At 45.9% G+C, this 22,276-nt stretch carries 22 protein-coding genes; 16 read left to right on the forward strand and 6 right to left on the reverse strand.

Features of this window, described 5'->3' with window-relative positions; genetic code table 11:
- The first annotated feature begins 3 nt into the window (after positions 1 to 3).
- From ACTRXH_RS07810 to ACTRXH_RS07825, 4 genes are read left to right on the forward strand one after another with little or no spacing between them, the layout of a single operon-like run.
- A complete protein-coding gene (locus ACTRXH_RS07810) occupies positions 4 to 828 on the forward strand; it encodes a CpaE/TadZ family protein (protein ID WP_474281527.1) in 825 nt (274 codons plus the stop codon).
- The gene (locus ACTRXH_RS07815) at positions 828 to 2,237 is read left to right on the forward strand and encodes a CpaF family protein (protein WP_474281529.1); all 1,410 of its coding nucleotides are present in this window, start codon (positions 828 to 830) and stop codon (positions 2,235 to 2,237) included. The genes ACTRXH_RS07810 and ACTRXH_RS07815 overlap by 1 nt, the downstream gene beginning before the upstream one ends.
- Position 2,238: 1 nt before the next feature.
- Positions 2,239 to 3,177 (forward strand): type II secretion system F family protein, encoded by a 939-nt coding sequence (locus ACTRXH_RS07820; RefSeq protein ID WP_474281531.1) that lies wholly within the window; start codon positions 2,239 to 2,241, stop codon positions 3,175 to 3,177.
- Positions 3,178 to 3,179: 2 nt separating this feature from the next.
- Positions 3,180 to 4,085: a type II secretion system F family protein gene (locus tag ACTRXH_RS07825; protein WP_474281533.1), complete on the forward strand. Its 906-nt coding sequence runs from the start codon at positions 3,180 to 3,182 to the stop codon at positions 4,083 to 4,085.
- Between the two features lie 42 nt (positions 4,086 to 4,127).
- On the opposite strand, the gene ACTRXH_RS07830 is transcribed toward ACTRXH_RS07825, so the two are convergent.
- Both ACTRXH_RS07830 and ACTRXH_RS07835 read right to left on the reverse strand, forming a co-directional pair.
- A complete protein-coding gene (locus tag ACTRXH_RS07830) occupies positions 4,128 to 4,946 on the reverse strand; it encodes an undecaprenyl-diphosphate phosphatase (RefSeq protein ID WP_474281535.1) in 819 nt (272 codons plus the stop codon).
- A 190-nt stretch (positions 4,947 to 5,136) separates the two neighbouring features.
- Entirely contained in the window at positions 5,137 to 6,378 is a 1,242-nt protein-coding gene (locus tag ACTRXH_RS07835) for a hemolysin family protein (RefSeq protein WP_474281537.1), read from the reverse strand.
- Positions 6,379 to 6,719: 341 nt separating this feature from the next.
- Here ACTRXH_RS07835 and ACTRXH_RS07840 point away from each other — a divergent pair, with 341 nt between their 5' ends.
- From ACTRXH_RS07840 to ACTRXH_RS07885, 10 genes are all read left to right on the forward strand, one after another.
- Positions 6,720 to 8,027, forward strand: coding sequence for an MFS transporter (locus ACTRXH_RS07840; RefSeq protein WP_474262870.1), 1,308 nt, complete (start codon positions 6,720 to 6,722; stop codon positions 8,025 to 8,027).
- A gap of 100 nt (positions 8,028 to 8,127) precedes the next feature.
- Positions 8,128 to 8,442: an L-rhamnose mutarotase gene (gene rhaM, locus ACTRXH_RS07845; RefSeq protein ID WP_474281539.1), complete on the forward strand. Its 315-nt coding sequence runs from the start codon at positions 8,128 to 8,130 to the stop codon at positions 8,440 to 8,442.
- A gap of 237 nt (positions 8,443 to 8,679) precedes the next feature.
- Positions 8,680 to 8,862, forward strand: coding sequence for a hypothetical protein (locus ACTRXH_RS07850; RefSeq protein WP_474262875.1), 183 nt, complete (start codon positions 8,680 to 8,682; stop codon positions 8,860 to 8,862).
- 278 nt (positions 8,863 to 9,140) lie between these two features.
- On the forward strand, positions 9,141 to 11,198 hold the full coding sequence (locus ACTRXH_RS07855; RefSeq protein ID WP_474262877.1) for a BglG family transcription antiterminator: 2,058 nt from the start codon (positions 9,141 to 9,143) through the stop codon (positions 11,196 to 11,198).
- A 36-nt stretch (positions 11,199 to 11,234) separates the two neighbouring features.
- Positions 11,235 to 11,723, forward strand: a complete 489-nt coding sequence (locus ACTRXH_RS07860) for a PTS sugar transporter subunit IIA (protein ID WP_474262879.1) — start codon at positions 11,235 to 11,237, stop codon at positions 11,721 to 11,723.
- The gene (locus ACTRXH_RS07865) at positions 11,723 to 12,007 is read left to right on the forward strand and encodes a PTS sugar transporter subunit IIB (protein ID WP_022794068.1); all 285 of its coding nucleotides are present in this window, start codon (positions 11,723 to 11,725) and stop codon (positions 12,005 to 12,007) included. The genes ACTRXH_RS07860 and ACTRXH_RS07865 overlap by 1 nt, the downstream gene beginning before the upstream one ends.
- 68 nt (positions 12,008 to 12,075) lie before the next feature.
- The gene (locus ACTRXH_RS07870; protein WP_462869034.1) at positions 12,076 to 13,338 is read left to right on the forward strand and encodes a galactitol-specific PTS transporter subunit IIC; all 1,263 of its coding nucleotides are present in this window, start codon (positions 12,076 to 12,078) and stop codon (positions 13,336 to 13,338) included.
- A 54-nt stretch (positions 13,339 to 13,392) separates the two neighbouring features.
- Positions 13,393 to 14,424 (forward strand): zinc-binding dehydrogenase, encoded by a 1,032-nt coding sequence (locus ACTRXH_RS07875; RefSeq protein WP_474262881.1) that lies wholly within the window; start codon positions 13,393 to 13,395, stop codon positions 14,422 to 14,424.
- Positions 14,425 to 14,546: 122 nt separating this feature from the next.
- Positions 14,547 to 14,714, forward strand: a complete 168-nt coding sequence (locus ACTRXH_RS07880) for a hypothetical protein (protein WP_474281541.1) — start codon at positions 14,547 to 14,549, stop codon at positions 14,712 to 14,714.
- A 27-nt stretch (positions 14,715 to 14,741) separates the two neighbouring features.
- On the forward strand, positions 14,742 to 15,791 hold the full coding sequence (locus tag ACTRXH_RS07885; protein WP_474281543.1) for a galactitol-1-phosphate 5-dehydrogenase: 1,050 nt from the start codon (positions 14,742 to 14,744) through the stop codon (positions 15,789 to 15,791).
- Between the two features lie 112 nt (positions 15,792 to 15,903).
- Here ACTRXH_RS07885 and ACTRXH_RS07890 read toward each other — a convergent pair whose 3' ends face one another.
- Positions 15,904 to 16,794 (reverse strand): universal stress protein, encoded by an 891-nt coding sequence (locus ACTRXH_RS07890; RefSeq protein ID WP_474281545.1) that lies wholly within the window; start codon positions 16,792 to 16,794, stop codon positions 15,904 to 15,906.
- A gap of 261 nt (positions 16,795 to 17,055) precedes the next feature.
- Between ACTRXH_RS07890 and ACTRXH_RS07895 the strand changes: the two genes are divergently transcribed.
- Complete coding sequence (locus ACTRXH_RS07895; protein ID WP_474262889.1) at positions 17,056 to 17,943, forward strand: universal stress protein; 888 nt, start codon at positions 17,056 to 17,058, stop codon at positions 17,941 to 17,943.
- A gap of 113 nt (positions 17,944 to 18,056) precedes the next feature.
- Here ACTRXH_RS07895 and ACTRXH_RS07900 read toward each other — a convergent pair whose 3' ends face one another.
- The 3 genes from ACTRXH_RS07900 to ACTRXH_RS07910 all read right to left on the reverse strand — a co-directional run bounded on the left by ACTRXH_RS07900 (position 18,057) and on the right by ACTRXH_RS07910 (position 21,507).
- Positions 18,057 to 19,349, reverse strand: coding sequence for an acetamidase/formamidase family protein (locus ACTRXH_RS07900; protein WP_474281547.1), 1,293 nt, complete (start codon positions 19,347 to 19,349; stop codon positions 18,057 to 18,059).
- A 121-nt stretch (positions 19,350 to 19,470) separates the two neighbouring features.
- A complete protein-coding gene (locus ACTRXH_RS07905) occupies positions 19,471 to 21,030 on the reverse strand; it encodes a BCCT family transporter (protein ID WP_474262893.1) in 1,560 nt (519 codons plus the stop codon).
- Between the two features lie 219 nt (positions 21,031 to 21,249).
- Positions 21,250 to 21,507: a hypothetical protein gene (locus ACTRXH_RS07910; protein WP_474262895.1), complete on the reverse strand. Its 258-nt coding sequence runs from the start codon at positions 21,505 to 21,507 to the stop codon at positions 21,250 to 21,252.
- Positions 21,508 to 21,707: 200 nt separating this feature from the next.
- On the opposite strand from ACTRXH_RS07910, the gene ACTRXH_RS07915 reads away from it, so the two are divergent.
- Positions 21,708 to 22,106: a VOC family protein gene (locus tag ACTRXH_RS07915; RefSeq protein WP_474262897.1), complete on the forward strand. Its 399-nt coding sequence runs from the start codon at positions 21,708 to 21,710 to the stop codon at positions 22,104 to 22,106.
- The last annotated feature ends 170 nt before the right edge of the window (positions 22,107 to 22,276 follow it).

Consider the following 22,276-nt stretch of genomic DNA (forward strand, 5'->3'; position numbering starts at 1 on the left):
AGCGTGGCACAAACAACTGATACCAGACCAATGCAGCGGAGAATGGCTGTTGTATGCAGTGCTTCCGGCGGCACAGGACGGACTATGCTGACGGCGAACCTCGCTGTTTATCTCGCTTCCCAGCACCAGAAAGTGACGGCTGTGGACGGGGATCTGCAGTTTGGGGATCTTGCGCTGGCACTGGATATCGATCCTTATTCCACCATTTTGGATGCAGCGAAGCCTGTACAAAAGGACCGTCTGCAGAATTTTTGTATCAAGCATGAAAAAGGGTTCCACGTAATGGCAGCGCCGGCCCGACCGGAGTATGCCGATCTTATAGACGAGGCGCAGCTTTCTGCAGTAGGGGCTTCATTGAAAAACGACAATGATCTGGTAATAGTGGATGCGGCAGCCGGGCTGAATGACCGCAGCCTTTCTTTTATTGAACAGGCGGATGATATTTTCATCGTCACCACCAACGGTATGGCTTCATTAAAAAATACAAGCCTGATGATCGAAACCCTTAAAGCTCTGGGAATGAAGGATAAATGCAGCGTCGTGGTCAACCGGGCCACCGTCAAAGGTAAAATGGCCGGGCAGGACTTTTCAGATCTTTTTGCAGTAAAGGAAATCTTTTATCTCCCGGAGGACAGCAGCCGGGTGGTAACAGCAATGGACACCGGGGTGCCATTTGTAATTGACTATCCGAAAGCGGAAATTGTGAAAAGGATAAAGCATATAGGGCACACGCTTCTGCCCGTTCCAGAGGCAAAAGCTTCCTCTTCGAGCAGCCTCATCCATCGGCTGCTGCGTAAAACTAAATCGACACCGGGAGATGATCAATAATGGGGCTGATGAATCGCCTGGAAGCAAAAAATAAGCCCGAATCAACGGTCGTGCCATCCCAGGGAGAAAAGCGTAAAACCTCTGCGGAAGTGCCGCAGGAAAAACCAGAGCAGAAAGAAACGGTTAAGGAAAAGCCGGCAAAACCAGTCAGTCCCCCGGGCCATGCAGAAGTGAAAAGCCTGGTGTTTAAATACATCTTAAAGGAACGGAAAAATGACGATGTGGAAGACATCGTCCCGGAGCTTGAAGACATTATTTCGGAAGTGATTGAAGAAAACGAACAGCTTCCGCCAATCCGCGAACGGGGAGCCCTGATCGAAGATATTAAAAATGATTTAACAGGCTATGGGCCGATTAACCCGCTGCTGTTGGATGAAGACGTGTCAGAGGTTATGGTGAACGGTCCGGATAAAGTATATGTGGAACGGAACGGAAAGCTGACGCTCACAGATGTTGTCTTTCGGGATAACGAACATGTGATGCAGGTGCTTGAAAAGATTGTGGCGCCTCTGGGACGGCGGGTGGATGAAAGCAGCCCGATGGTGGATGCACGCCTGCAGGACGGCTCCCGGGTGAATGCTATCATTCCTCCTCTTGCGCTTGGGGGGCCTACTATAACGATAAGAAAATTTTCCAAGGACCCTTTTACGATCCATGACCTTGTGAACTTTGGTACGCTTACCAGCGAAATGGCAGATTTTATTGAAGCCTGTGTGCAGGCCAAGCTGAATATATTTGTCAGCGGAGGGACTGGCTCGGGGAAAACAACAACGCTGAACGTGCTGTCCTCCTTTATTTCTAATGAAGACCGCATTGTAACGATCGAGGATGCGGCTGAGCTGCAGCTAGGTCAGGAACACGTCGTTTCCCTGGAAACGCGGCCGCCAAATATTGAAGGCAAAGGAGCCATATCCATCAGGGACCTGGTGAGAAATTCGTTGAGGATGCGTCCGGACCGAATTGTGATTGGGGAAGTCCGGAGCGGGGAGGCGCTCGATATGCTGCAGGCGATGAATACGGGGCACGACGGCTCTCTTGCCACAGGTCACGCGAACAGCCCGCGGGATATGCTTTCCCGGCTTGAAACAATGGTGCTGATGGCTGGGATGGATCTGCCGATAAGGGCGATACGTGAACAGATCGCAGGGGCTCTTGATGTTATCATTCAGCAGTCCCGTCTGCGGGACGGCACGCGCCGGATCACCAGCATTACAGAAGTTCAGGCAATGGAAGGCGATATTATCGTCCTGCAGGAAATATTTATGTTTCAGCAGGAAAGCGTTGATGACAACGGAAAAATCATCGGAAAACTTGTTCCGACCGGCGTCCGCCCGCATTTTTATGAACAGATGGAGCGCGGGGGTATCCATCTTCCATCCTCCCTGTTTACAGAACGGGTGGTGGACTAGAATGCTTTTACCCCTTCTGTTTGTAGGTGTATTTCTTACCTTTTTTCTTCTGCTCAGCGCCGGGAGCATGGCCATTTCCTCAGTTAATACCGGGGAAGAAAAGGCACCAGCAAAGCCGCTTTCTGTAAAAGGTGCTTTCCGTGAAGCGAATGAAAAGCTCAAGCTGCTTTTGATCCGTAAAAAAAAGCCGACAAGAAAAAAAGAGCTTCTGGAGCAGCAGCTGAGTGCGGGAGGGATCCCGGTAAAAGCTGAAGAATTCCGGGTGTTTCGCTGGTTTGCGGTAGTCATCAGTGGAGGGATATTTTATCTGCTCACAAATCTTATTGGGGCTTTGGCTATCGGAGGGGTGATCGGCTATGCTATTCCGTCGGTATGGCTGAAGAAAAAACAATCGAAGCGTCTGCAAAAATTTAATCAGATGCTTCCCGACATGCTGACGACAATCATTGGCTCTCTTCGTGCAGGTCATAGCTTCCAGCAGTCTCTCAAGATGGTCTCGGAGGAATCGGATCCGCCGATTAAAGAAGAAGTTCATTTAGTTCTGAAGGAAATCCAATACGGCAGCACTATGGAAGAGGCGTTGAACAACTGGAAACGGCGTATGCCGAGCGGGGATCTGGAGCTTCTTGTCGAAGCGCTGCTGATCCAGCGTCAGGTGGGGGGCAACCTTGCCTACCTGCTGGATAAAATTGTAGAGACGACACGGGAAAGGGAAAAAATAGCCAACCAGGTAAAGACGCTCACGGCTCAGGGGCGGCTTTCCGGGATTATTATCAGCCTTTTGCCGGTGGGGATTGGAGCCGTCATTTATGTGATAAATCCCGAGTATATAATGACTTTATTTATCGAACCAATCGGCAGAATTATGCTTGGCATAGCTGCAGTTGGCGGAGTCATAGGCTTTATCCTGGTCCGGAAAATTACAACGATTGAGGTGTAGAAATGGTCATCCTATATGCTGCTTTTTTTTCCTTTGTAACTCTCTCTGTCTACACCCTGCTCAGCTACCGCTTTGACAAAGCATACGTGATCGAGCGCCGGATTCAGACGTACTTTTATCCTGACCGGCAAGAAGAGCCAGAAGAAAATTCAACGTTTTACGAGCGCGTCGTGCAGCCTGGGTGGAAAAAGTTAAAAAAGCTTTATCAGCGCAGGATGAACCGTGGTAAAGTCACAGAGCTTGAACACCGACTGCTGCAGGCAGGACGTCCCTTTGGATGGAACCCTGTAGATTTTAATATCTTCCGTGGAATTCTGATGGTTACTCTGCCTCTCGCGGTCGCTGTTTTTTTGTGGCTGGCCGCGGTACCAATGCTTCCAGCGGTCCTTATGACTGTTTTTGCTTTGGCCTTCGCCTGGTTCGTGCCGGGATATTATTTAAAAATGAAAGCCTCCAATCGAAACAAACAAGCTTTGAAAGAACTCCCCGATGTACTGGACCTCCTCACCATTTGTTTGGAATCCGGGCTCGGGTTTGACGCGGCCCTGAATAATGTAACCGCCAGGAAAAGCGGGGTTCTGATTGATGAATTTAAAGTCTGCCTGGAAGAGCTCCGGCTCGGCCGGACGAGAAAAGACGCGCTGAACGGTATGAAGGAAAGACTCACAGTCGATGAACTGAACGCTTTTATATATAATATCATTCAGGCGGAAAAGCTTGGTATTGGAATGGTAAATGTATTAAAGGTTCAGTCGGAGGATGTGCGGGAAGGCCGGCGTCAGCGCGCGGAGGAAGCAGCGATGAAAGCGCCGATCAAGATGATGTTCCCTCTTGTCCTGTTTATATTTCCCACGTTATTTATCGTGCTTCTCGGTCCGGCTATTTTGCAGTTTATGGATGCATTTTAAAAAGAGTCTCTTCCTTAAGCGGAAAAGACTCCTTTTTTATGTTTAAAAATAAACGATATATACGATTGCAGCTAATACAATGCGGTACAAAGCAAAAGGGATCAGGCGAATCCTGTTGATAAGCTTCAGGAAAAAGGTGATCGACACAAGAGCGAATAAAAAGGCACTGACAAAGCCGACAGCAAAAAATGGCATCATGCCGGCGGTGAAATATTCCCACTTGCTTGCAAGAGAAACGGCGCTTGCTCCGAGCATAATTGGCACAGCCATAATAAATGTAAAGTCAGCTGCTGCCCGGTGGCTTAGCCCGAGGAGAACACCGCCGGAAATCGTAGACCCCGAACGGGAAAAGCCGGGCCAAAGCGACAAACACTGAATGAAGCCGATCAGAAGGGCCTTTTTATATGTAATAAGGTCTACGCTTTGAATAACCTGTTTTGGCTGGAACAAATCAGCAGCAATCATGAGAAAGGCGCCGATTACCAGACCTATCAGAACAGTGCGCGCGGAAAAAAGGTGCTCATCAATAAAGTCTTCAAACAAAAGACCGAGAATGCCTGCAGGCAGCAGACCGACAATGATATGACTTAAACGAAGTTTTCTGTGTGAGGCCTCTGTTTTTTTGGAAAATCCAAGCAGGTCCCGGAAACGCTGGCGAAACACAACGATAACTGCCAGAATCGATCCCAGCTGGATAACCACTTTAAAGGTATTGGCCACCTCGGTACCTAAAAACTCGTGAGACCGGAGCCAAATGTCGTCGACAATGATCATATGACCAGTCGAAGACACAGGGGCAAACTCGGTAAGCCCTTCAACGATACCCAACAGCAGCGCCACAAACAGTTCCCACATACTCATATTCTGATTTACCTTCCACTTTCTTTGCTTCTTTTTCTGTTCCTGCAGAAAAAGTTTTCGATTTTTACAGCTACTTTCAGATTATCACGTTTTTTGGGAAAAGCTACTAAAAGTTTACGTGCTTAAAGTACTGATGCATCAGTATTATACAAGCAAAAACCCGGAGAGTAATTCTCCGGGTTCAAGTGTATTAGTCTTCCTCTTCTTCCTCTTCCTTTACGACGCGTACGCGTTTGATCTGATTGTTATCCATTGTCAGCACTTCAAAATGAAGATTTTCATACTGGAGAGTTTCTCCCTCTTCAGGAATATGATCAAATTCCCGGTAAAGCAGCCCGGCAATGATATCCTCTTCTTCTTCCACTCTGGTATTAAAAATTTCGTTGAAGCGGCTGATGGCGAGCTTCCCATCACAGATAATAACCTCGTCGGTCAGCTCCTCAATAAGCTGCTCAGAGCGGGTATCGTGCTCGTCTTCAATCTCCTGGCCGATCATCGCTTCGATAATGTCCTCCTGGGTGACCATACCCATCGTACCGCCGTATTCATCGAGCACGACGGCAAGGTGCTTCTGCTCATTAAGCATACGTTTGAACACGTTGTCGACAGAATTGGTCTCTACTACATACAAAGGGTTGTTATCAATAAAATCATTAAGGGTTTTGTCGCTTTGTTCGGCCCAGATAAGCAGCAGCTTAGCATGAAAAACACCGACGATATGATCCATATTATCGTTATACACCGGGTACCGGGTGTGATTGTGATTGATGGTAATGTCCCGCACTTCCTGAAAATCGCTTTCGATTGGGATGCCGGTAATCTCCATACGCGGAACCTTCAATACGTCACGTATATCCTTACGGTAAAAATCAATTACACGCTTAATCCGGTCCTGTTCCTGCTTTTCAAATGTCCCTTCCGAAGAGGCTACGTCGACCATGGTTTTGATCTCTTCACGAGAATATGTCTGTGAAGGCCCTTCGCCCCGGGTAATCAGTTTGATTACCCCGCGTGTGAAAGAATTCAGTAAAAATGTGAGCGGCTTAAAAATGAATACGAGCACCGCAATCACCGGGGCTACTATGTAGGCCACCTTATCGGCAAAGGTAGCAGCAATAGATTTAGGCAGAACTTCTGCGAAAATGATAAGCACAAATGTCAAAATAGCAGTAGCGATACCGACAGAAAAATTGTAATTCAGGGCAAGCACGGTAACGAGGGTAGGAAGCATAATATTGGAAATGTTGTTTCCGATCAGGATGGCTGTGATTAACTCATCCGGTTTTCTCGTCAGCCTTAATAAATTTTTCGCCCGTTTATCGTTTTCGTCGGCGCGGGACTGCATTCGCGCCCGGTTTGCTGCTGTTAAAGCTGTTTCACTTCCGGATAAAAAGAAGGAAACGAATAAAAATAATATAATAACCGCTATCATAAGTACCCTCCACTGGCGTCTTCTTCATATTTTATTTCCTGGCTGCAGTAAATTAAACGTTTCAAACAACTATCCAACATTAAAAATAACATAAAAGCGTCCGGTAAGATTTAAATATGCAAAAAGATTTTCTGCTCAATTTTGCTTTTAATAAAAATAAAAAAGAATAGAAGAAGAAGGACAATAAAAAAATGTTGACTTTCATTTGTGTAAGCCTTTACAATTAAAAATACAAATAAAAACAACATAAACAAACAAAAAGTCGATGATTAAATGAATGATTTTTTGTTTGTTGTAAGGAGGTCAGCTGAAAAGTCTGTAATTTTTAAGGAGGAAACGGAATGAAAAAAGTGGAAAGAGGCAGTCTGGCTGCTACCCTTTCGGTGTCCATGTCGAATTACCTCGAAGCAGGATCAATTGTAGCCGGGGCTGCCGGGCTCACTCTCTGGGTTCAGTATCTGGGCCTTACAGATGCCACTGTGGGACTGCTCGGAGCGCTCAGTGCCAACGGGTTCGGTGCTGCGCTTGGGGCGCTTGTCAGCGGCTTTTTAGTCGATAGATATGGGAGAAAGTTTATTTATAAGTATAATCTGCTGGTTTACATGCTCGGTATTCTACTAATTGTTTTCTCTTTTTCCTTTCCGATGCTTCTTATCGGTTACGTGATTACCGGTATTTCCGTTGGTGCGGGAATTCCGCCTTCCTGGACGTACATTGCTGAGGAAGCGCCGGAAAAAGAACGGGCAGCACGTGTCGGCTGGGGACAGTTTGCCTGGTCAATGGGCCCTGCGGTCGTCTTTATATTGTCCGTAATCCTGGCCCCATTAGGACTGCTTGGAAGCCGGATTATTTTCTTTCAGCTTTTTGTAATCGCTTTTATCACCTGGCTCTTTCAGCGGAAAATTGAAGAGTCCGCGATTTGGGAAAAACAAAAGAAAGAAGATCGTGCAAAAAATAAAGGCGGGATCTTCAGCAAAGAAAACATGAAAGAGCTGTTTACGAATCGTGCCAACCTGCATGCGATCACGCTGCTTGTCGGTGTGTATACATTTTGGAATATGGTTGCCGGCGTAATGGGTTATTTTATGCCGTATATTTACGAAACGGTAGGAGGGCTTTCGGGAGCCCAGGCTAATCTCCTGCAGGCTTTTCTCTGGGGACTGACCGTATTATCCACCTATTTTGTATTCATTAAACTAGGCGACAGAGTAAACCGTAAGCTTATCTTTGGAGTAAGTGCCGTGATGGGTATTGTAGCCTGGACAGTACTTTCATTCGGTGGCATGGGTACTTTAGAATTGCTCGTTTTCGTTATTCTCTGGGGACTTGCAGCAGGCTTTGGTGCACAGGCATTTTACGGTCTGTGGTCAGCCGAGCTGTTTCATACAAAATACCGTGCAGCAGCCCAGGGACTTCTCTTCTGTACTGCCCGGGTATTTGTCGGTTTGATTTCGCTCGCGATCCCAACGTTGATTACGGTGTTTGGTTTTCAGACAGCCGGGGCGATTATGATCGGATTTTTGGTAGTGCACATGGTGGTGGGATTAACCCTTGCACCGGAAACACGCAACAAATCGCTTGAGGAAATACAGCTCGAACGATACGGGACAACCGAAGAAGCAGAAATAAAAGAAGACCTGGTTAAATAAGCAAGTGTTACTGAAGGAAGGGGAATTTATTTTTTCCTTCCTTCTATTGTTAGCGGCAGGAATCTCCCGAAATAAAACGGCTGAAGAAAGGACCATGAATATGAAGCGTTTGGCGTTCATTATGTACGTGTACCCGGAAAAAGTAGAAGAATATATTAAAAAGCACGATCAGCTCTGGCCGGAAATGAAAGAGGCGTTAAAGGAGCACGGGGCATCCAACTATTCGATTTTCCTTGAAAAAGAAACGAGCAGGCTGTTTGCTTATCTTGAAATAGAGAGTGAAGAACGATGGCAGCAGATGGCATCGACCTCCATCAATCAAAAGTGGTGGGAAGCAATGGCGCCGTTAATGGAAACAAACGAAGATAACAGCCCAATTACCACTCCGCTTGAAGAAGTATTTCATCTCGATTGAAAAATCACAGACTTCTCTCCGCTGAAAAAAACCTATCAGCGGAGTTTTTTTGTTCAAAATCCCGAAAAACGGGAATAGAAAAGTATAAAGATGATAGCCTTCAAACCCACATATAAGACATGAGGGGGAATGCGGATGAATAGCCACTTTTGTGAATGGAAGATCATAAAGTAAATGGTGCAGAAAACCCTGGTTCAGTCGTGTGATAAAACTCAGCTGTAAAAAGGGGGAGTACCAATGAACCGCCGATTGATTGATGAAGAGTATGAACGTGAAATAGACCGCATGGTGAACGAAGGCGGCTATATTCCTGTGGAAATGGATTTTATAAAAAAACGGGCTAAAGTTAACAGGGAAAAAAATGAAAGCACTCAGGAGAAGCAGAAAAAAGAAGCTGATGATTCTAAAGAAAAAGCATAAATATAGTAGTGAGAAGAACAGCTGCCGCGGGTGGCTGTTCTTTTTGTCGATAAAAATATACAATTATTGCTTGAAAGAAACATTGAAGGCCGCCGAATTTGTTAAACCATTCAAGTACATACATATACCAGTAAGCCTAATGTATCAATGTACGAAGTTGGTTTGTGGAATGTAAATCACAATATTGTACAGCAAATGTTCAAAAGACTGTGATGAAAACGTATACATTTTGATTGCGACGGCTGATAGAATAAAAATTAACCAAAGGGGGGAAGGAAATGCCGCTAAGTGAACGGGATAATGAAATATTAAATGAACTAATCCGAAATCCGTCGGTCACTAGCATGGCGCTTGAAGAAAAGCATCAACTGACAAGAAGACAGCTGGGATACAGCATTAATAAAGTAAACGACTGGCTTTTAAGCAAGGACCTTCCGGTTATTGAAAGAACGCGCCAGGGGCATTTCATTATTGACCAGTCCGTTTACACAAACTTCGGTATGGATGAAGAAATTATTGCAGCTGAAAAGCCAATACTCACTGGGAAGCAGCGTACTTATTATCTCATTATGATGCTTGTCAGCAGCGAAGAGCCGCTTTCATTAAATCATTTCACAAGTGAGCTGCAGCTGAGTAAAAATACCGTTTTGAATGAGCTGAAAGAAGCCCAGCAGTATCTTGATGACTTTCATCTTTTAATCAAGTATTCCCGCAAAGAGGGTTATCTGGTTGACGGAAAGGAATTTCAGATCCGGAAGCTGTTGATGAACGTTACGTACCAGCTGCTGTTCATGCAGGACGGCTCGGCGAGGATCAAAAGGATAGCTGGAATTGACGAGGAAGAGCTCGACGATTACCGCCAACGGATCGAAAATGTCGAAAACAAGCTCAGCCTGAAGTTTACTGATGAAAAGCTGGAAACAATGCCTTATATATTAGCTTTAATTTTAAAAAGAATTAAAAAAGGCTTTGCTGTTAATACATTTTCCATCCAGTATGAAGAGCTTTCGGATACGAAAGAGTATCAGGCAACAGAAGAGATATTTAAAAAAAATGAACACATTCCGATGGAAGAGCGGTTGTTTGTCACACTGCACCTGCTGACAGCAAGTGTCTACAGCATCTCTTTTCCGATGGAGGACGATGTGGTCCCGAATTTAGGCGCCGCCACAGATGATATGCTGCGCCAGTTTGAGAAAAGCGCCTGTGTGTATTTACACGAGCGCGACCAGCTGCTTAATAAGCTGCTTCAGCACATTAAGCCTGCTTATTACCGTATCAAATACCAGCTGTCGGAGACATCATCCACACAGGTGCCGCTGAGTAAAGAATTCAAAGCGCTGCACCATCTCGTAAAGCAATCCACGGCACCGCTTGAACAGTTGATCGGCAGCCGAATCCCGGACAGTGAGAGCAGCTTTATTACAATGCTGATCGGGGGCTGGATGAAAAGACAGGGCGAGAGTATTGAAAAGAAAGTAAAAGCCATCGTGGTATGCCCTCAAGGGGTGTCCGTTTCAAGACTGATGCTTAATGAGCTGAGTGAGCTTTTTCCGGAATTTGTTTTTCTGGACTCTTTATCGGTACGGGAATTTCTTCATTACCATCTGGAGTATGACATCGTCTTTGCGCCAACATTTCTTGAAACCAACAAGAAGCTGTTCGTAGTAAAAACATTTTTAGGCAGGGAAGAACGGCAGCGGCTCCGTAAGCAGGTAATGCTCGAGCTTTACGGCTATCTGCCAAACCACCTGGATATCGATGAAATCATACAGATTATTGGCCGCCATGCTCATATTCATAATGAAAGTGCACTTATAGAAGATATTCAGAATTATATTAATAAGGATAATGAAAACTCAGTGAATTACAGCATGGGCAAGGCTGAATACAATCTGGATGAATTAATCACTCCAGCCTCCATTACCCTGGAGAGCAACGTGGAGAATTGGGAAGAGGCCGTCAAAACGGCTGCCGCTCCGCTGCTTGAAAATGGAAGTATCACGGGCGACTATGTAAACAGTATGCTGCACTATACCGAGGAAGATCCCTATATTGTCATAGGGCCGAATATTGCGATTCCCCACGCTTCTCCGGAAGATGGGGTGAATGAAGTAGGAATGAGTTTGTTAAGACTGAAGGAAGGGGTTCTTTTTTCCGAAGAATACCGAATTAATCTGGTGATCGTCATTGCTGCTGTGGATAAGCAGAAGCATATTCACGCACTGATGCAGTTAATGAAGCTTGCAGGCTCACAAACCGCAAGAGATCAAATAACAGCCGCTGATTCCATCAAAGATATATATAAAATTATTCAGTCGTATTCCAAAGACTAACCAGGTAAGATTTCAAATTCACCAAGGAGGGGCCTGATGAGCGATTTGTATTTTGATACTCCTGTGATTCTTTTAGATATGGACGGGGGATCCAAAGAAGAAGTATTGCGGACAATGGCACAAAATTTAGTGAACAACAAACTGGTAAAACAAAGCTTTGTTGAAGCAGTGATCCAGAGAGAGAATGAATATGCTACCGGCCTGCCGACAGGCGACATTGCAGTTGCCATTCCTCATACAGATGTAGAGCATGTACAGCAAAAAGCAATCAGTGTAGGAATACTGAAGGAGCCTGTGGACTTTATCGTCATGGGAGACGACACGGAAACGGTTCCGGTCAAGATTGTATTTATGCTTGCCATGGATGAGGCTCATTCCCAGCTGAAGCTGCTGCAGCAGCTTATGCAGGTATTCCAGGATCAGAGTGTTTTAAATGAGCTTGTCAGCACGTCGGATGAAAAACAGATCAAGCATATCATGGAAGAAAAATTGGATGCGTTATCCCTTAAAGGAGGTGAAAAATAATGGCAAAAAAACAAGTACTAGTAGCATGCGGAGCAGGCGTGGCAACTTCCACAGTTGTTAACGGCGCTATTGAAGATATGGCTAAAGAACACAAACTATCCGTGGACCTTAAACAAATTAAAATAGCTGAAGTAGAAAGCTATGTTGATACTGCTGATTTACTGGTAACGACAGCTACGATCAAAAAGGAATATCCGTTTCCGGTAATCAATGCACGTTCCTTCCTGACAGGTATCGGTATGGAAGATACGAAACAGGAAATTCTGGATGAATTGAAAAAATAACAGTGCTCCGGTTTCCTGTTTTAAAAGGGAAGCCGGGCTCATTATTACAGGTATGAGGGGGAAGTGGCATGCAAGGATTTGTAGATCTTGTGCAGGGATTTTTAGATCTCGGGGCAACAGTAATTTTACCAGTGGTTATCTTTTTGCTCGGTTTATTATTCGGGCAGAAGCCGGGAAAAGCCTTCCGGTCCGGCTTAACGATTGGGGTAGCATTTGTAGGTATATTTCTTGTAGTTGACCTGCTGGTTAATAACTTAGGCCCGGCAGCGCAGGGAATGGTTGATCGATTAGGAGTCAACCTGGACGTAATTGACGTCGGCTGGCCGGCGACATCATCTATTGCCTGGGCTTCTACGGCAGTAGCAGCCTTTATTATTCCGTTAGGCTTGCTTGTGAACGTTGTTATGCTTCTGACAAAGACAACGAAAACAATGAACGTGGATATCTGGAACTTTTGGCATTATACATTTATGGCTGCTGTAGTATACACCGTATCCGGCAGTATCATTCAAGGACTTATCGCTGCAGTTATCTTTCAAATTGTCACCTTGAAAATTGCTGACTGGACTGCGCCAATGGTGAGTGATTTCTATGAACTCCCCGGCGTATCGATTGCTACAGGAAGTACCGTTTCATATGCACCAGGTATCTTTCTTGTAAAAGGCCTGCAGAAGATCCCCGGCATCAACCGGCTGAGCGCCGACCCGGACAGCATTCAGAGAAGATTCGGTGTGTTCGGTGAATCCATCTTTATCGGGTTGTTCCTCGGTGTTGCAATTGGGGCCCTGGCTGGCTACAGTGTAGGCGAAGTAATTGAAATCGGTATGGCTATGGCCGCTGTTATGGTTCTGATGCCGCGGATGGTTAAGATTTTGATGGAAGGCTTAATGCCTGTATCAGAGTCAGCCAGAAACTGGTTGAACAAACACTTCAGCAACAAAGAAATTTACATCGGTCTGGATGCGGCCGTTCTTTTGGGACATCCATCAGTTATCGCTACTGCATTGATCCTCGTGCCGATTACGGTCGTACTGGCAGTATTTCTGCCTGGCAACGCTCTGCTTCCGTTTGGTGACCTTGCAACTATTCCATTTGTTGTTGCATTTATCGTCGGAGCAGCGAGAGGTAACATTATACACTCTGTGCTGGTAGGTACCGTGATGATCGCCCTTTCACTATACATGGCTACAGATATCGCCAACGTATTTACAACAATGGCTCAAAACGCTGATTTCGACATGCCGGAGGATTCCGCACGAATTTCAAGTATTGACCAGGGCGGAAACCTGATCAACTGGCTCATCTGGAGATTCTTCGAGCTGTTTAACTAATTCCCCTCTCAGGCAAAACATGCATGAAAATTAACACATCGGGAGGAAAAGAATATGAAAGCATTGGTGAAAACCGATTTAGAGCACGGAAGTATCGAAGTACAGGATAAACAGGAGCCGACACCTGGGAAGGACCAGGTGAAAATCGAAGTAAAATATGCCGGGGTCTGCGGCACTGATATTCATGCCTATGAAGGTCATTATAAAGTTAATGCGCCGGTCACGCTTGGCCATGAATTTGCCGGTGAAGTCGTAGAAGTCGGTGAAGGAGTCAGTGATTTTAAGCCCGGGGACCGGGTCACCTCCGAAACGACATTTTATATCTGCGGCGAGTGCCGGTATTGCCGGGCTGGCGACTACAACTTATGCAGCTGGCGCAAAGGGCTTGGGAATCAGTACGACGGAGCCTTTGCCAAGTATTTAATCGCCCGGAAAGCGAGTCTCCACCACCTCCCTGAAAACGTCGATTATCAGTCGGCGTCGATGACAGAACCGCTAGCCTGCACACACCACGCGGTAGCTAAAACAGAGATCTCGGACGGAGACATTGCGGTCGTTATCGGCCCGGGGCCGATTGGCCTGTTTACTGCCCAGGTGGCACAGAGCAGGGGAGCCAAAGTTATTATTACTGGGCTTACAAATGATAAAGTGCGTCTGGAAAAAGCGAGAGAGCTTGGAATTGATTACGTTGTGAATTCGCAGGAAGAAGATCTTCATGAATTCGTCAACAGCGTAACTGATGGCTACGGGGCAGACATCGTTTTCGAATGCTCAGGAGCTGTTCCAGCGGCCAAGCAGGCGATTGGCCTCCTGCGGAAAAAAGGTCAATACGCTCAGGTGGGTATTTTCACAACACCGGATATTCAATTTGATTTTGATAAAGTAATTCAAAAGGAAATTCGTGTGGTCGGCAGCCGAAGCCAGAAGCCCGCGGACTGGGAGCCTTCCCTTGAACTGATGAACAGTGGGCTTGTGAATGCCCGGGCAATGGTCACTCATGAATTTGACATCACACAATGGGACCAGGCCTACCAAAAAATTAAAGACGGAGAAGCTATTAAAGTACTGCTTACGCCTGTGGATTAGTACCTGGTGGGAATATGCAGGTACTAATGTATGGAAAGGCAGGGAGCCTGGAAAAGGAAGAGCTCCCTGCCCGCCGTCAAAGGCGAAATATACTCAGCGAAAAAGCATCAGGGAGGAAAACTATGACAGAATTAATGCTTGATTTTATGTTGGGACCAATGCGTGCGATCGGTGAATTTTATTACGACTACCAAATGATTTTTAACCCGATTATTGTTGGTGCGGCGTTAATAAAAATTTTGTTTGGAAAGAAAAAAGTAAAAAACGAATCAGTGAATTCAGAATCGTAATATCGTTACTTTTGAAGGGAGAAGAGCATGAAAAGTCTAAAACTTTACGGGCAGCAGGACCTAAGGTTCGAAGAGGCGTCAAAGCCGGCGGTTGAAAACGCTGATGACGTTGTTATTAAAGTCAAAGCTGCAGGTCTTTGCGGCTCCGACATTTCCCGCTACAAAAAGCTGGGCCCTTACGTAGAAGGAATGATCTTTGGCCACGAGTTCGCAGGAGAGGTCGTGGAGACCGGTCCCGGTGTATCAGGGATACAGCAGGGGGACCGCGTGGCAGGATGTCCAACGTTTCGGTGCGGGAAGTGTCTGAGCTGTCAGAAAGGAGAGCTTTCACGCTGTGAAAATCTGACTGTGATCGGTGCCCGTCACCCGGGCTCCTATGCTGAATACGTCAAACTTCCCGCCGAAAATGTTCTGCCGCTGCCGAGTCAGGTGGATTATGATACAGCTGCCCTCGTGGAGCCGGCAGCTGTAGTGGCTCATGGCTTTTACCGTACGAGTATCCAGCCCGGAGCGGAAGTAGCCGTAATGGGATGCGGAAGCATTGGCCTTTTGGCAGTTCAGTGGGCGAAAATATTTGGGGCGAAAAAGGTGTATGCGATTGATATCGATGACGTAAAGCTGCAAACTGCCGGGGAAGTAGGCGCGGATGTATTGATCAATTCGAGTCAGCGCCCGGCTCATGAGCAGGTGAAGGAGCACACAGGAGGATACGGGGTGGATCTTGCAGTGGAATCTGCAGGAGCACCTGCGACGTCTGCGCAGGTGCTTGCTCTTCCAAAGAAGGGCGGTGAGGTCGTATTTATGGGCATCCCGTACGCAGATATTACGATTGAACGTTTTTATTTCGAGCGTATTGTGCGCAATGAATTGCGGATACTCGGCTCCTGGAACGCGATATCGTCACCGTTTCCCGGAAAGGAATGGACCTCCGCGCTTCATTATATGAGTACCGGCCAGATCAATGTAAAGCCGATGATCTCACATACGCCAGGGCTGTCGGATGGACCGGGAACCTTTGATGATTTAATCAACGGAAAAGGAAATTATGTAAAGGTTGTTTTTCATCCCGAAAAATAACAAACAGGCTCAGGCATAAATGCCAGCGTACCCATGGGAAGAGTATAAAGAACAAATAACCAGCAGGCCGCTTCTCCGGGAATTCCTCCGGGAAAGGCCTGCTGGTTATATTTTATTGTTCTTCTTCCGGGAGGCGGGCAAGTAAAACGTCACAATCGGCCCGGTGCACGATTCCTTCCGAGACGCTTCCAAGGAAAAATCGCTCTGTAGTATTTAAACCGGAAGCGCCAACGATGATAAGGTCTGCTTTATACTTTTTAGCCAAATCTTCCGCTATAACGACCTTGGGAGCACCATGATGAAGCTCAGCTTCTACATGTTCGATCCCTGCCTTCACTGCTTTTTCCCGGTATTCTTCGAGCATTTTTTCCGAATAGCTTTCCATTTCGATAAACAGCCCGGTGTCATGCTGCTCCATGGAAGTGAGTACAACTGAATCAATTACATGGGTGATCAGCACGGCTGCATTTTCTTCAATTGCCAGGGCAATTCCTTTGTTAAAGGCGTGCTCTGCTTCTTTAGAGCCGTCAATGGCAATGATAATCCTTTTGTAGTCACTGTCTGAATCCTTTTTCCGGACGACGAGCACATCGCATTTAGCATTGCGCACGATCCCTGTAGAAACACTCCCCATAATGAATCGTCCAACTGTTCCAGCCCCGGAGGCGCCGGTAATGATCAAGTCTGTGTCATAATCCGGGGCGAGATCTTTAGTGATGATGGTTTTTGGTACGCCGGTCTCCATGATGGTCTGAATATCAATGCCAGCCCCTTCAGCTTCTGCTTTGTACAAGTCTAAAAGTACTTTTCCCTGTTCTCCCGCAGTTTCCATAATGGTTGGTATATATTGAATCAGGCGGTTCAAGGTTCTGTACTCCACGACATGGGCGACCGTCAGCCGGCTTTGATGTTTCCTGGCGAGTGAGAGACTGCGGCGGAATGCCTGCATGGATTCATCCGAGCTGTCTACAGCTGTGAGAATATTCTGGTAATGTTTGATCATGATAACGCCCCGCTTTCTTTACAGAAATAGATTTGTCGAGCACGAAATGACCTAAAACAAAAGCGTAATATCTCTCTATCTATGTCTATTATGAAACATATAGGCGAAGAACTCCACTGTATAATTTGGCAAAAAAAGTACAATAGAAAAACTGAAGATAATGCTATAATGGAGAGAGAACGAAGATAGGTGGGCTTACGGAAGCAAAAATTATTTCCGGAAGCACCTGGTTTTGACGATGATGGATAGGGGGCAGGCAAAATGGAAAAAAGGTACAATCGTATTTTAGTGGCAACAGATGGCTCCGTGGAAGCTGAATTTGCATTAAAAAAAGGTATTGCGCTCGCCAAAGCTTATGATTGTTCGTTGGGGATCTGCTACATTATTGACTATAACCATTACAGCCAGGCCCGGCTTCATACTACGGATTTATTACAGGCCTCAAAGGAAAAAGGGGAAGAAATTATCGCTTCCTCCAGAGAGGAAGCCGAAAATGCAGGACTGACGGATATAACCGTATTTTTAGAAAATGGCTCTCCTAAAACTACTATTCCAAAAGATATAGCGAAAAAATTTAAAGCGGATCTGATTCTCTGCGGGGCTTCAGGAATAGGAACATTTGAAAGATTTATTGTTGGAAGCGTTTCTGCAGGTATTGTACGGAATGCAGAATGTGACGCCTGGGTAGTTAGAAATAAACGCGATATTGAAAAATATAATAGCATTCTGATCGCAGTAGATGACTCAGAAATGTCAGCCAATGCCTTTCGTGCCGGTCTGGCGATGGCAGAGGAGGAAGAAGCAAAGGCTGTGGTTACCCACGTTATTCACACACCACTCGTATCGTCAGTAGAGCAGTCCAGGAGCAACGTCATTGAAATATTTAAGAAAAACGGCAGAAATCTGCTTGAGATATACCGGGAGCTTGCGTTAAAAAGCAACGTTCCCAACGTTTCATTTGCTTTGGAGTACGGTTCACCCAAAATGGTGATTCCAAAGGATGCTGCAGAAAAATACGAGGCAGACTTAATCGTCTCCGGCGCCTCCGGGGTCAGCAGTGCAGAGCGTCTACTGCTTGGAAGCGTTGGGGAAAGCATTGTCCGCAGAGCGGAGTGCGACGTACTCGTTGTCAGAAATGAACACATTTAAAATGTTTCCCGAATTGAATTTGCCAGTGAAGCTTGCTTATAACACAGGAAACCCCGGCTGCCGTCCAGCCGGGGTTTTTAATGGAAGCTGCTAATAAGCAGAAACGTATGCCATTACTCGTAGGTGTGTTTTACCGTAGGAAGAAGCCCGGCCTTTTCAAGAAGTGGTTCCGGCGCTAAAAAAGTAACAGTAACTACACCGGGATGTCTTCCAATCTCGATAGAGCCTGTAATGGTTGCTCTATTCATAATTTCAGGCACGGTGACACCCAGCGCTTTGGCTGCCCGGGCCATTCCGTTTTCCGTCGCTTCGTTCAGGCTCGCTCCGCTGCCAATAAAAGATATTGGGTGAGCCTCTTCGAGTTCAGTAACCCCCCATTGCTGGGCAAGCTCGAGGGCTTCTTTCTTTTCCTGCCCGCTAAAAGGCTTGGCCGTATAGGGAAGGTCTTCAATCAGGGGGAGCAGTACCGGGCCGTCTAATTTTACTTCTTTTAAAACATCGGCCTGAAGATGTACAATGCCGGAAACATCAGTAGTATGGCCGGCAATTTCCCCATCTCCCTGCATGGCATGCATGTCACCAAGATAGATGCCGCCTCCAGGGACTTTAACCGGGCAGATTAATACAGCTCCGGCCCGGACGCGGCTGATATCAAGGTGCCCGTCTGTTCGTTCTTCCAGTTGTTCTTTAGTAATAGCGTACTCATGGGGAGCATCGATCAATGCCTGTCCGAAGTCCCCAGCATTATGGGAATCAGGCAGAGCTCGTGATGGAGTAGTGCCGAGCTGGCCTAAAAAAGGTCTGGTTCTGGCTGCTGCACCAATAATGTCATGAGGCGCAAAGGTTACTACTGGGTTTTGAATCGAATTTTCGGGAGTGTTCATGTAATTCTTTCCGTCTACGGCAATTTTTTCAGCCGCTTCCTGTGAAAGGGTGAGCCCAATCGACTTATTATCGTTGAAAGCCATAGTATAGGCGTTTGTAAATACAAACGGAGTGATATCCTGGTTACAGTTGGCGCACCGGACCGCCTCCTGGCCAATGCCCTTAATCACTGTTTTTGGGTGCATTTGCCCGCAGCCCGGGCACTGCACAGCAACGAATGGATCACCGACAAACCGGCCGTCTACCGCTTTGTCATTGCCGGAGGCTGTAGCCTGAGAGGTGATTTCAATAGATTTGATCCGGATAGCAACAGCGTCGCCGACTTCTGCGCCCTCGACATACACCGGCTTTGTTACTTCATGTCCGCCGCGCAGGGCAGGGGTGATCATCGGCCCCCAGCATCCGGGGGTGGTATTGGCTACAATCCGGCCACCATCCTTAACCTTATATTCCAACTCAAGAGCCGGGTCCAGCATGCCATCTGTAAAGGTATTAACATATACGGTTTGCTTTGCCTCCATATCTATTCACTCCCTATGTTAGAATATTCTAACTTTAACACGGAAGAGGGGATTAGCCCAGCTGACGGTCTTCTTCTTAATAAAAAACCGGGCTCCATAAGGAGGCCCGGCAAAAGCTTTCTTATTCTCTTACGTTGTGAATCCATGCTTTGTCCTGATCCATCATTTTCTTCGCTGCTGCAATCGTCAGAAACTGGATGACGATAATCGGCAGCCCCATCAGGCCAGAAAGAACTTCGAGCGGAGGAAGGCCTCCGATTCTCATTAAGATCAAGGCCAGCGTAGTGATGATGACAGCTACCAAAATACGAAGAAATTTAGAAGGCTCATTTTTACTCATATCTTCGGTGCTTGCATACGCTGAGATAGTATAAGTGGTAGAGTCAAGTGTCGTTGTTAAGAAGATCAATGCGACCACCATAAAGATGACCAATGCAAATCCAGCGAGTGGAAGTGTAGTCAAAATTTGCGGAATAGCTGCCATATTGCCCTGATTCTCCACAATACTCAGCACGTCGAGGTTTCCATTTAAAAATCTGTCTACACCAAGTCCGCCGAGAACTCCCGTAGCTGCCCAGGAGATAATCGTTGGAGCCGCCAGATACGTCAAAATCATTTCTTTGACCGTACGGCCCTGGGAAATTTTCGCGGCAAATACGCTGTGCAGCATAGCCCATGTAGCATTATAGGCGAACCAGAATACAGTGTTACCCTTTATATAACTGGCCTCACCGGAAGAAAGGGCTTCAGTATAAAAGGAAATGTTAATGTAGTTAGTCATAAGAAAGCCGAGGCTGCCTGTGAAATAATTTAAGATAAATATTCCCGGTCCGGCTATCATAATAAACAGAGCGAATATCCCCGCTAAGTACATATTAAACGTACTCAGGCGTTTGATCCCCTTTTCAATGCCGAGATAGGCGCTTACAGAAAACATGAACACCCAAACGAGTGTCACAATCAGCGTAAGGCCAAAGCTTATTTCGATTCCAAGCAGCTCTGCGAGGTTGTTGGTAATGATCGGAGACCCGAGTCCAAGCGTTACTGCAGCACCTGCCAGAATACTGATCAGGAAAATTACATCCAAAAATTTACCGCCAATGCCGTCGGTGAATCGATCACCAAAAAGTACGCGGCACGCTTCGGAAATTCGCATCAACGGACGTTTGCGCACATGAAGAATGTACGCCATTGCCGGCGCCGCCATAACGAAAATAGCAAATGTCTGAAAGCTCCAAAGGAACATGCTGTAGGAGTTCCCCCACATGAGCGCCTCGGTGGAACCAACTTCCACGCCGTTTGGCGGGTCGCTTGCTACGGAGGTCCACTGCACCATTCCGGTACGCATAATAGTGGAGCCGAGCCCCATAGCAATGAGAATCGAGGCGTACTCAAATAGAGAAAAACGAGGTTTTGATAATGGATCTCCAAGCACGACTTTTCCATATTTGGAAAAAGAAAAATAAAGTCCGGCAGCAAGAAGAATTATACCGTACCAGAGATACCCCCAAGTAAATACTTCTACAATGGAATCAAAAATTCCATTTAAAATTTCCATGCTGCGTGTTTCGTATAACGCAAGCGGTATACAGATGGCAATAATGATTAAAAGAGCCGGTACAAAAATACTGTAATCAATCAGCTTTAATTTTGACTGCTGATTGTCCTTCTGTTCACTCATTGATATCCCCCTTTTTATTTTGTCTTTTCATGATGGCTGTGAAAATTAAGAAACGCAGGAAACTACAAGCAATAAATCACAATATATCCATATGAAAAATATCAATAATCCTCTCCTTCCTCAAAAAACAGCCGAATAAACTAAAACATGAATATTATTTGCGCATTTAATGTCAAAAAAATAGCAGCGCGGGACGAGCGCTGCTTGAAAAAACTATTATTAAATCGATCCGAGAAAAAAGAGAAGAGCGGTAATACAGCAGGTGTTTACGACAACGAACAGGGCCTGCCGCCATTTTTTATGAAATATTTGTTCATAGTAAAAGTAATGGATCACAAAAACACTCACCAGGGAGATGTAGGCTGGGATATGCAGAAATCCCGTAAGAGCAAAGAAGCAGCCGACAGACAGCAGAAGGACTGGAAATTCCACTGCTGCTGCCATTATGATCCATGGCATCGTCATCTTCGTATTCACCGCCACCCTCCATTCTACTGAATTTTCTTTTATTGTAAGGCAGCATGCACTGAAGGAGGATAGGACCATATATATAATTTTTTACAAAGATAACAATACCTGTTGGTTAATAAAGAAAAACTAAGTCTGGAGTCCTGCTTCAAAGATTCTCATCAAGGGAACATAAACAGAAAGAATTAAAATAAAAGGAGCGGGTACCGATGGCAGCAATAAAACCTTTTCTTATGTTTCAGGGGAACGCAGAAGAAGCACTTAATTATTATGCGAGCCTGCTTGATGAAGCAAAAATTGTGAGCTTGAGCCGGTATGGGCCGCACGAATCCGGGGAAGAAGGAAATGTTATGCAGGCCGTACTTTCTCTTCAGGGGCAGGAATTCATATGCATGGACAGTAACGTGAAGCACGATTTTACATTCACACCCTCCTTTTCGCTTTTTGTTAACTGTGAATCCGACCAGGAGATTGAGTACTTGTACAATCATCTTTCCGAGGGCGGTAAAAAGCTGATGGCTTTAAAGGATTATGGGTTCAGTAAACGCTTCGCCTGGATTCAGGATAAATTTAATGTCTCCTGGCAGCTGAACCTGCCTTCTGATTAACAAAGGTCTGAATAAATTTATGCTTTGAAATATTTTTTCTGTTTTTCATTTAGTGATTGTAGATGAATACAGCAGCCATTATAATTGAAATATCAGCATAGCCAGTACCTCTGGCATTTTTTGAAAGCGCATACAATTAATGTTTATTGTAATACAGTTTATGTCATCAG

This window comes from Marinococcus sp. LNHM5E3-2.1 (genome assembly GCF_056034365.1).

Excerpts from the sequence above, each read along its gene's own strand:
- rhaM (WP_474281539.1), top strand. The coding sequence starts at position 8,128 with ATGAAGCGTTTGGCGTTCATTATGTACGTGTACCCGGAAAAAGTAGAA.
- ACTRXH_RS07825 (WP_474281533.1), top strand. The coding sequence starts at position 3,180 with ATGGTCATCCTATATGCTGCTTTTTTTTCCTTTGTAACTCTCTCTGTC.
- ACTRXH_RS07855 (WP_474262877.1), top strand. The coding sequence starts at position 9,141 with ATGCCGCTAAGTGAACGGGATAATGAAATATTAAATGAACTAATCCGA.
- ACTRXH_RS07840 (WP_474262870.1), top strand. The coding sequence starts at position 6,720 with ATGAAAAAAGTGGAAAGAGGCAGTCTGGCTGCTACCCTTTCGGTGTCC.
- ACTRXH_RS07875 (WP_474262881.1), top strand. The coding sequence starts at position 13,393 with ATGAAAGCATTGGTGAAAACCGATTTAGAGCACGGAAGTATCGAAGTA.
- ACTRXH_RS07815 (WP_474281529.1), top strand. The coding sequence starts at position 828 with ATGGGGCTGATGAATCGCCTGGAAGCAAAAAATAAGCCCGAATCAACG.
- ACTRXH_RS07865 (WP_022794068.1), top strand. The coding sequence starts at position 11,723 with ATGGCAAAAAAACAAGTACTAGTAGCATGCGGAGCAGGCGTGGCAACT.
- ACTRXH_RS07895 (WP_474262889.1), top strand. The coding sequence starts at position 17,056 with ATGGAAAAAAGGTACAATCGTATTTTAGTGGCAACAGATGGCTCCGTG.
- ACTRXH_RS07850 (WP_474262875.1), top strand. The coding sequence starts at position 8,680 with ATGAACCGCCGATTGATTGATGAAGAGTATGAACGTGAAATAGACCGC.
- ACTRXH_RS07830 (WP_474281535.1), bottom strand. The coding sequence starts at position 4,946 with ATGAGTATGTGGGAACTGTTTGTGGCGCTGCTGTTGGGTATCGTTGAA.
- ACTRXH_RS07900 (WP_474281547.1), bottom strand. The coding sequence starts at position 19,349 with ATGGAGGCAAAGCAAACCGTATATGTTAATACCTTTACAGATGGCATG.
- ACTRXH_RS07870 (WP_462869034.1), top strand. The coding sequence starts at position 12,076 with ATGCAAGGATTTGTAGATCTTGTGCAGGGATTTTTAGATCTCGGGGCA.
- ACTRXH_RS07820 (WP_474281531.1), top strand. The coding sequence starts at position 2,239 with ATGCTTTTACCCCTTCTGTTTGTAGGTGTATTTCTTACCTTTTTTCTT.
- ACTRXH_RS07860 (WP_474262879.1), top strand. The coding sequence starts at position 11,235 with ATGAGCGATTTGTATTTTGATACTCCTGTGATTCTTTTAGATATGGAC.
- ACTRXH_RS07835 (WP_474281537.1), bottom strand. The coding sequence starts at position 6,378 with ATGATAGCGGTTATTATATTATTTTTATTCGTTTCCTTCTTTTTATCC.
- ACTRXH_RS07890 (WP_474281545.1), bottom strand. The coding sequence starts at position 16,794 with ATGATCAAACATTACCAGAATATTCTCACAGCTGTAGACAGCTCGGAT.
- ACTRXH_RS07915 (WP_474262897.1), top strand. The coding sequence starts at position 21,708 with ATGGCAGCAATAAAACCTTTTCTTATGTTTCAGGGGAACGCAGAAGAA.
- ACTRXH_RS07880 (WP_474281541.1), top strand. The coding sequence starts at position 14,547 with ATGACAGAATTAATGCTTGATTTTATGTTGGGACCAATGCGTGCGATC.
- ACTRXH_RS07885 (WP_474281543.1), top strand. The coding sequence starts at position 14,742 with ATGAAAAGTCTAAAACTTTACGGGCAGCAGGACCTAAGGTTCGAAGAG.
- ACTRXH_RS07905 (WP_474262893.1), bottom strand. The coding sequence starts at position 21,030 with ATGAGTGAACAGAAGGACAATCAGCAGTCAAAATTAAAGCTGATTGAT.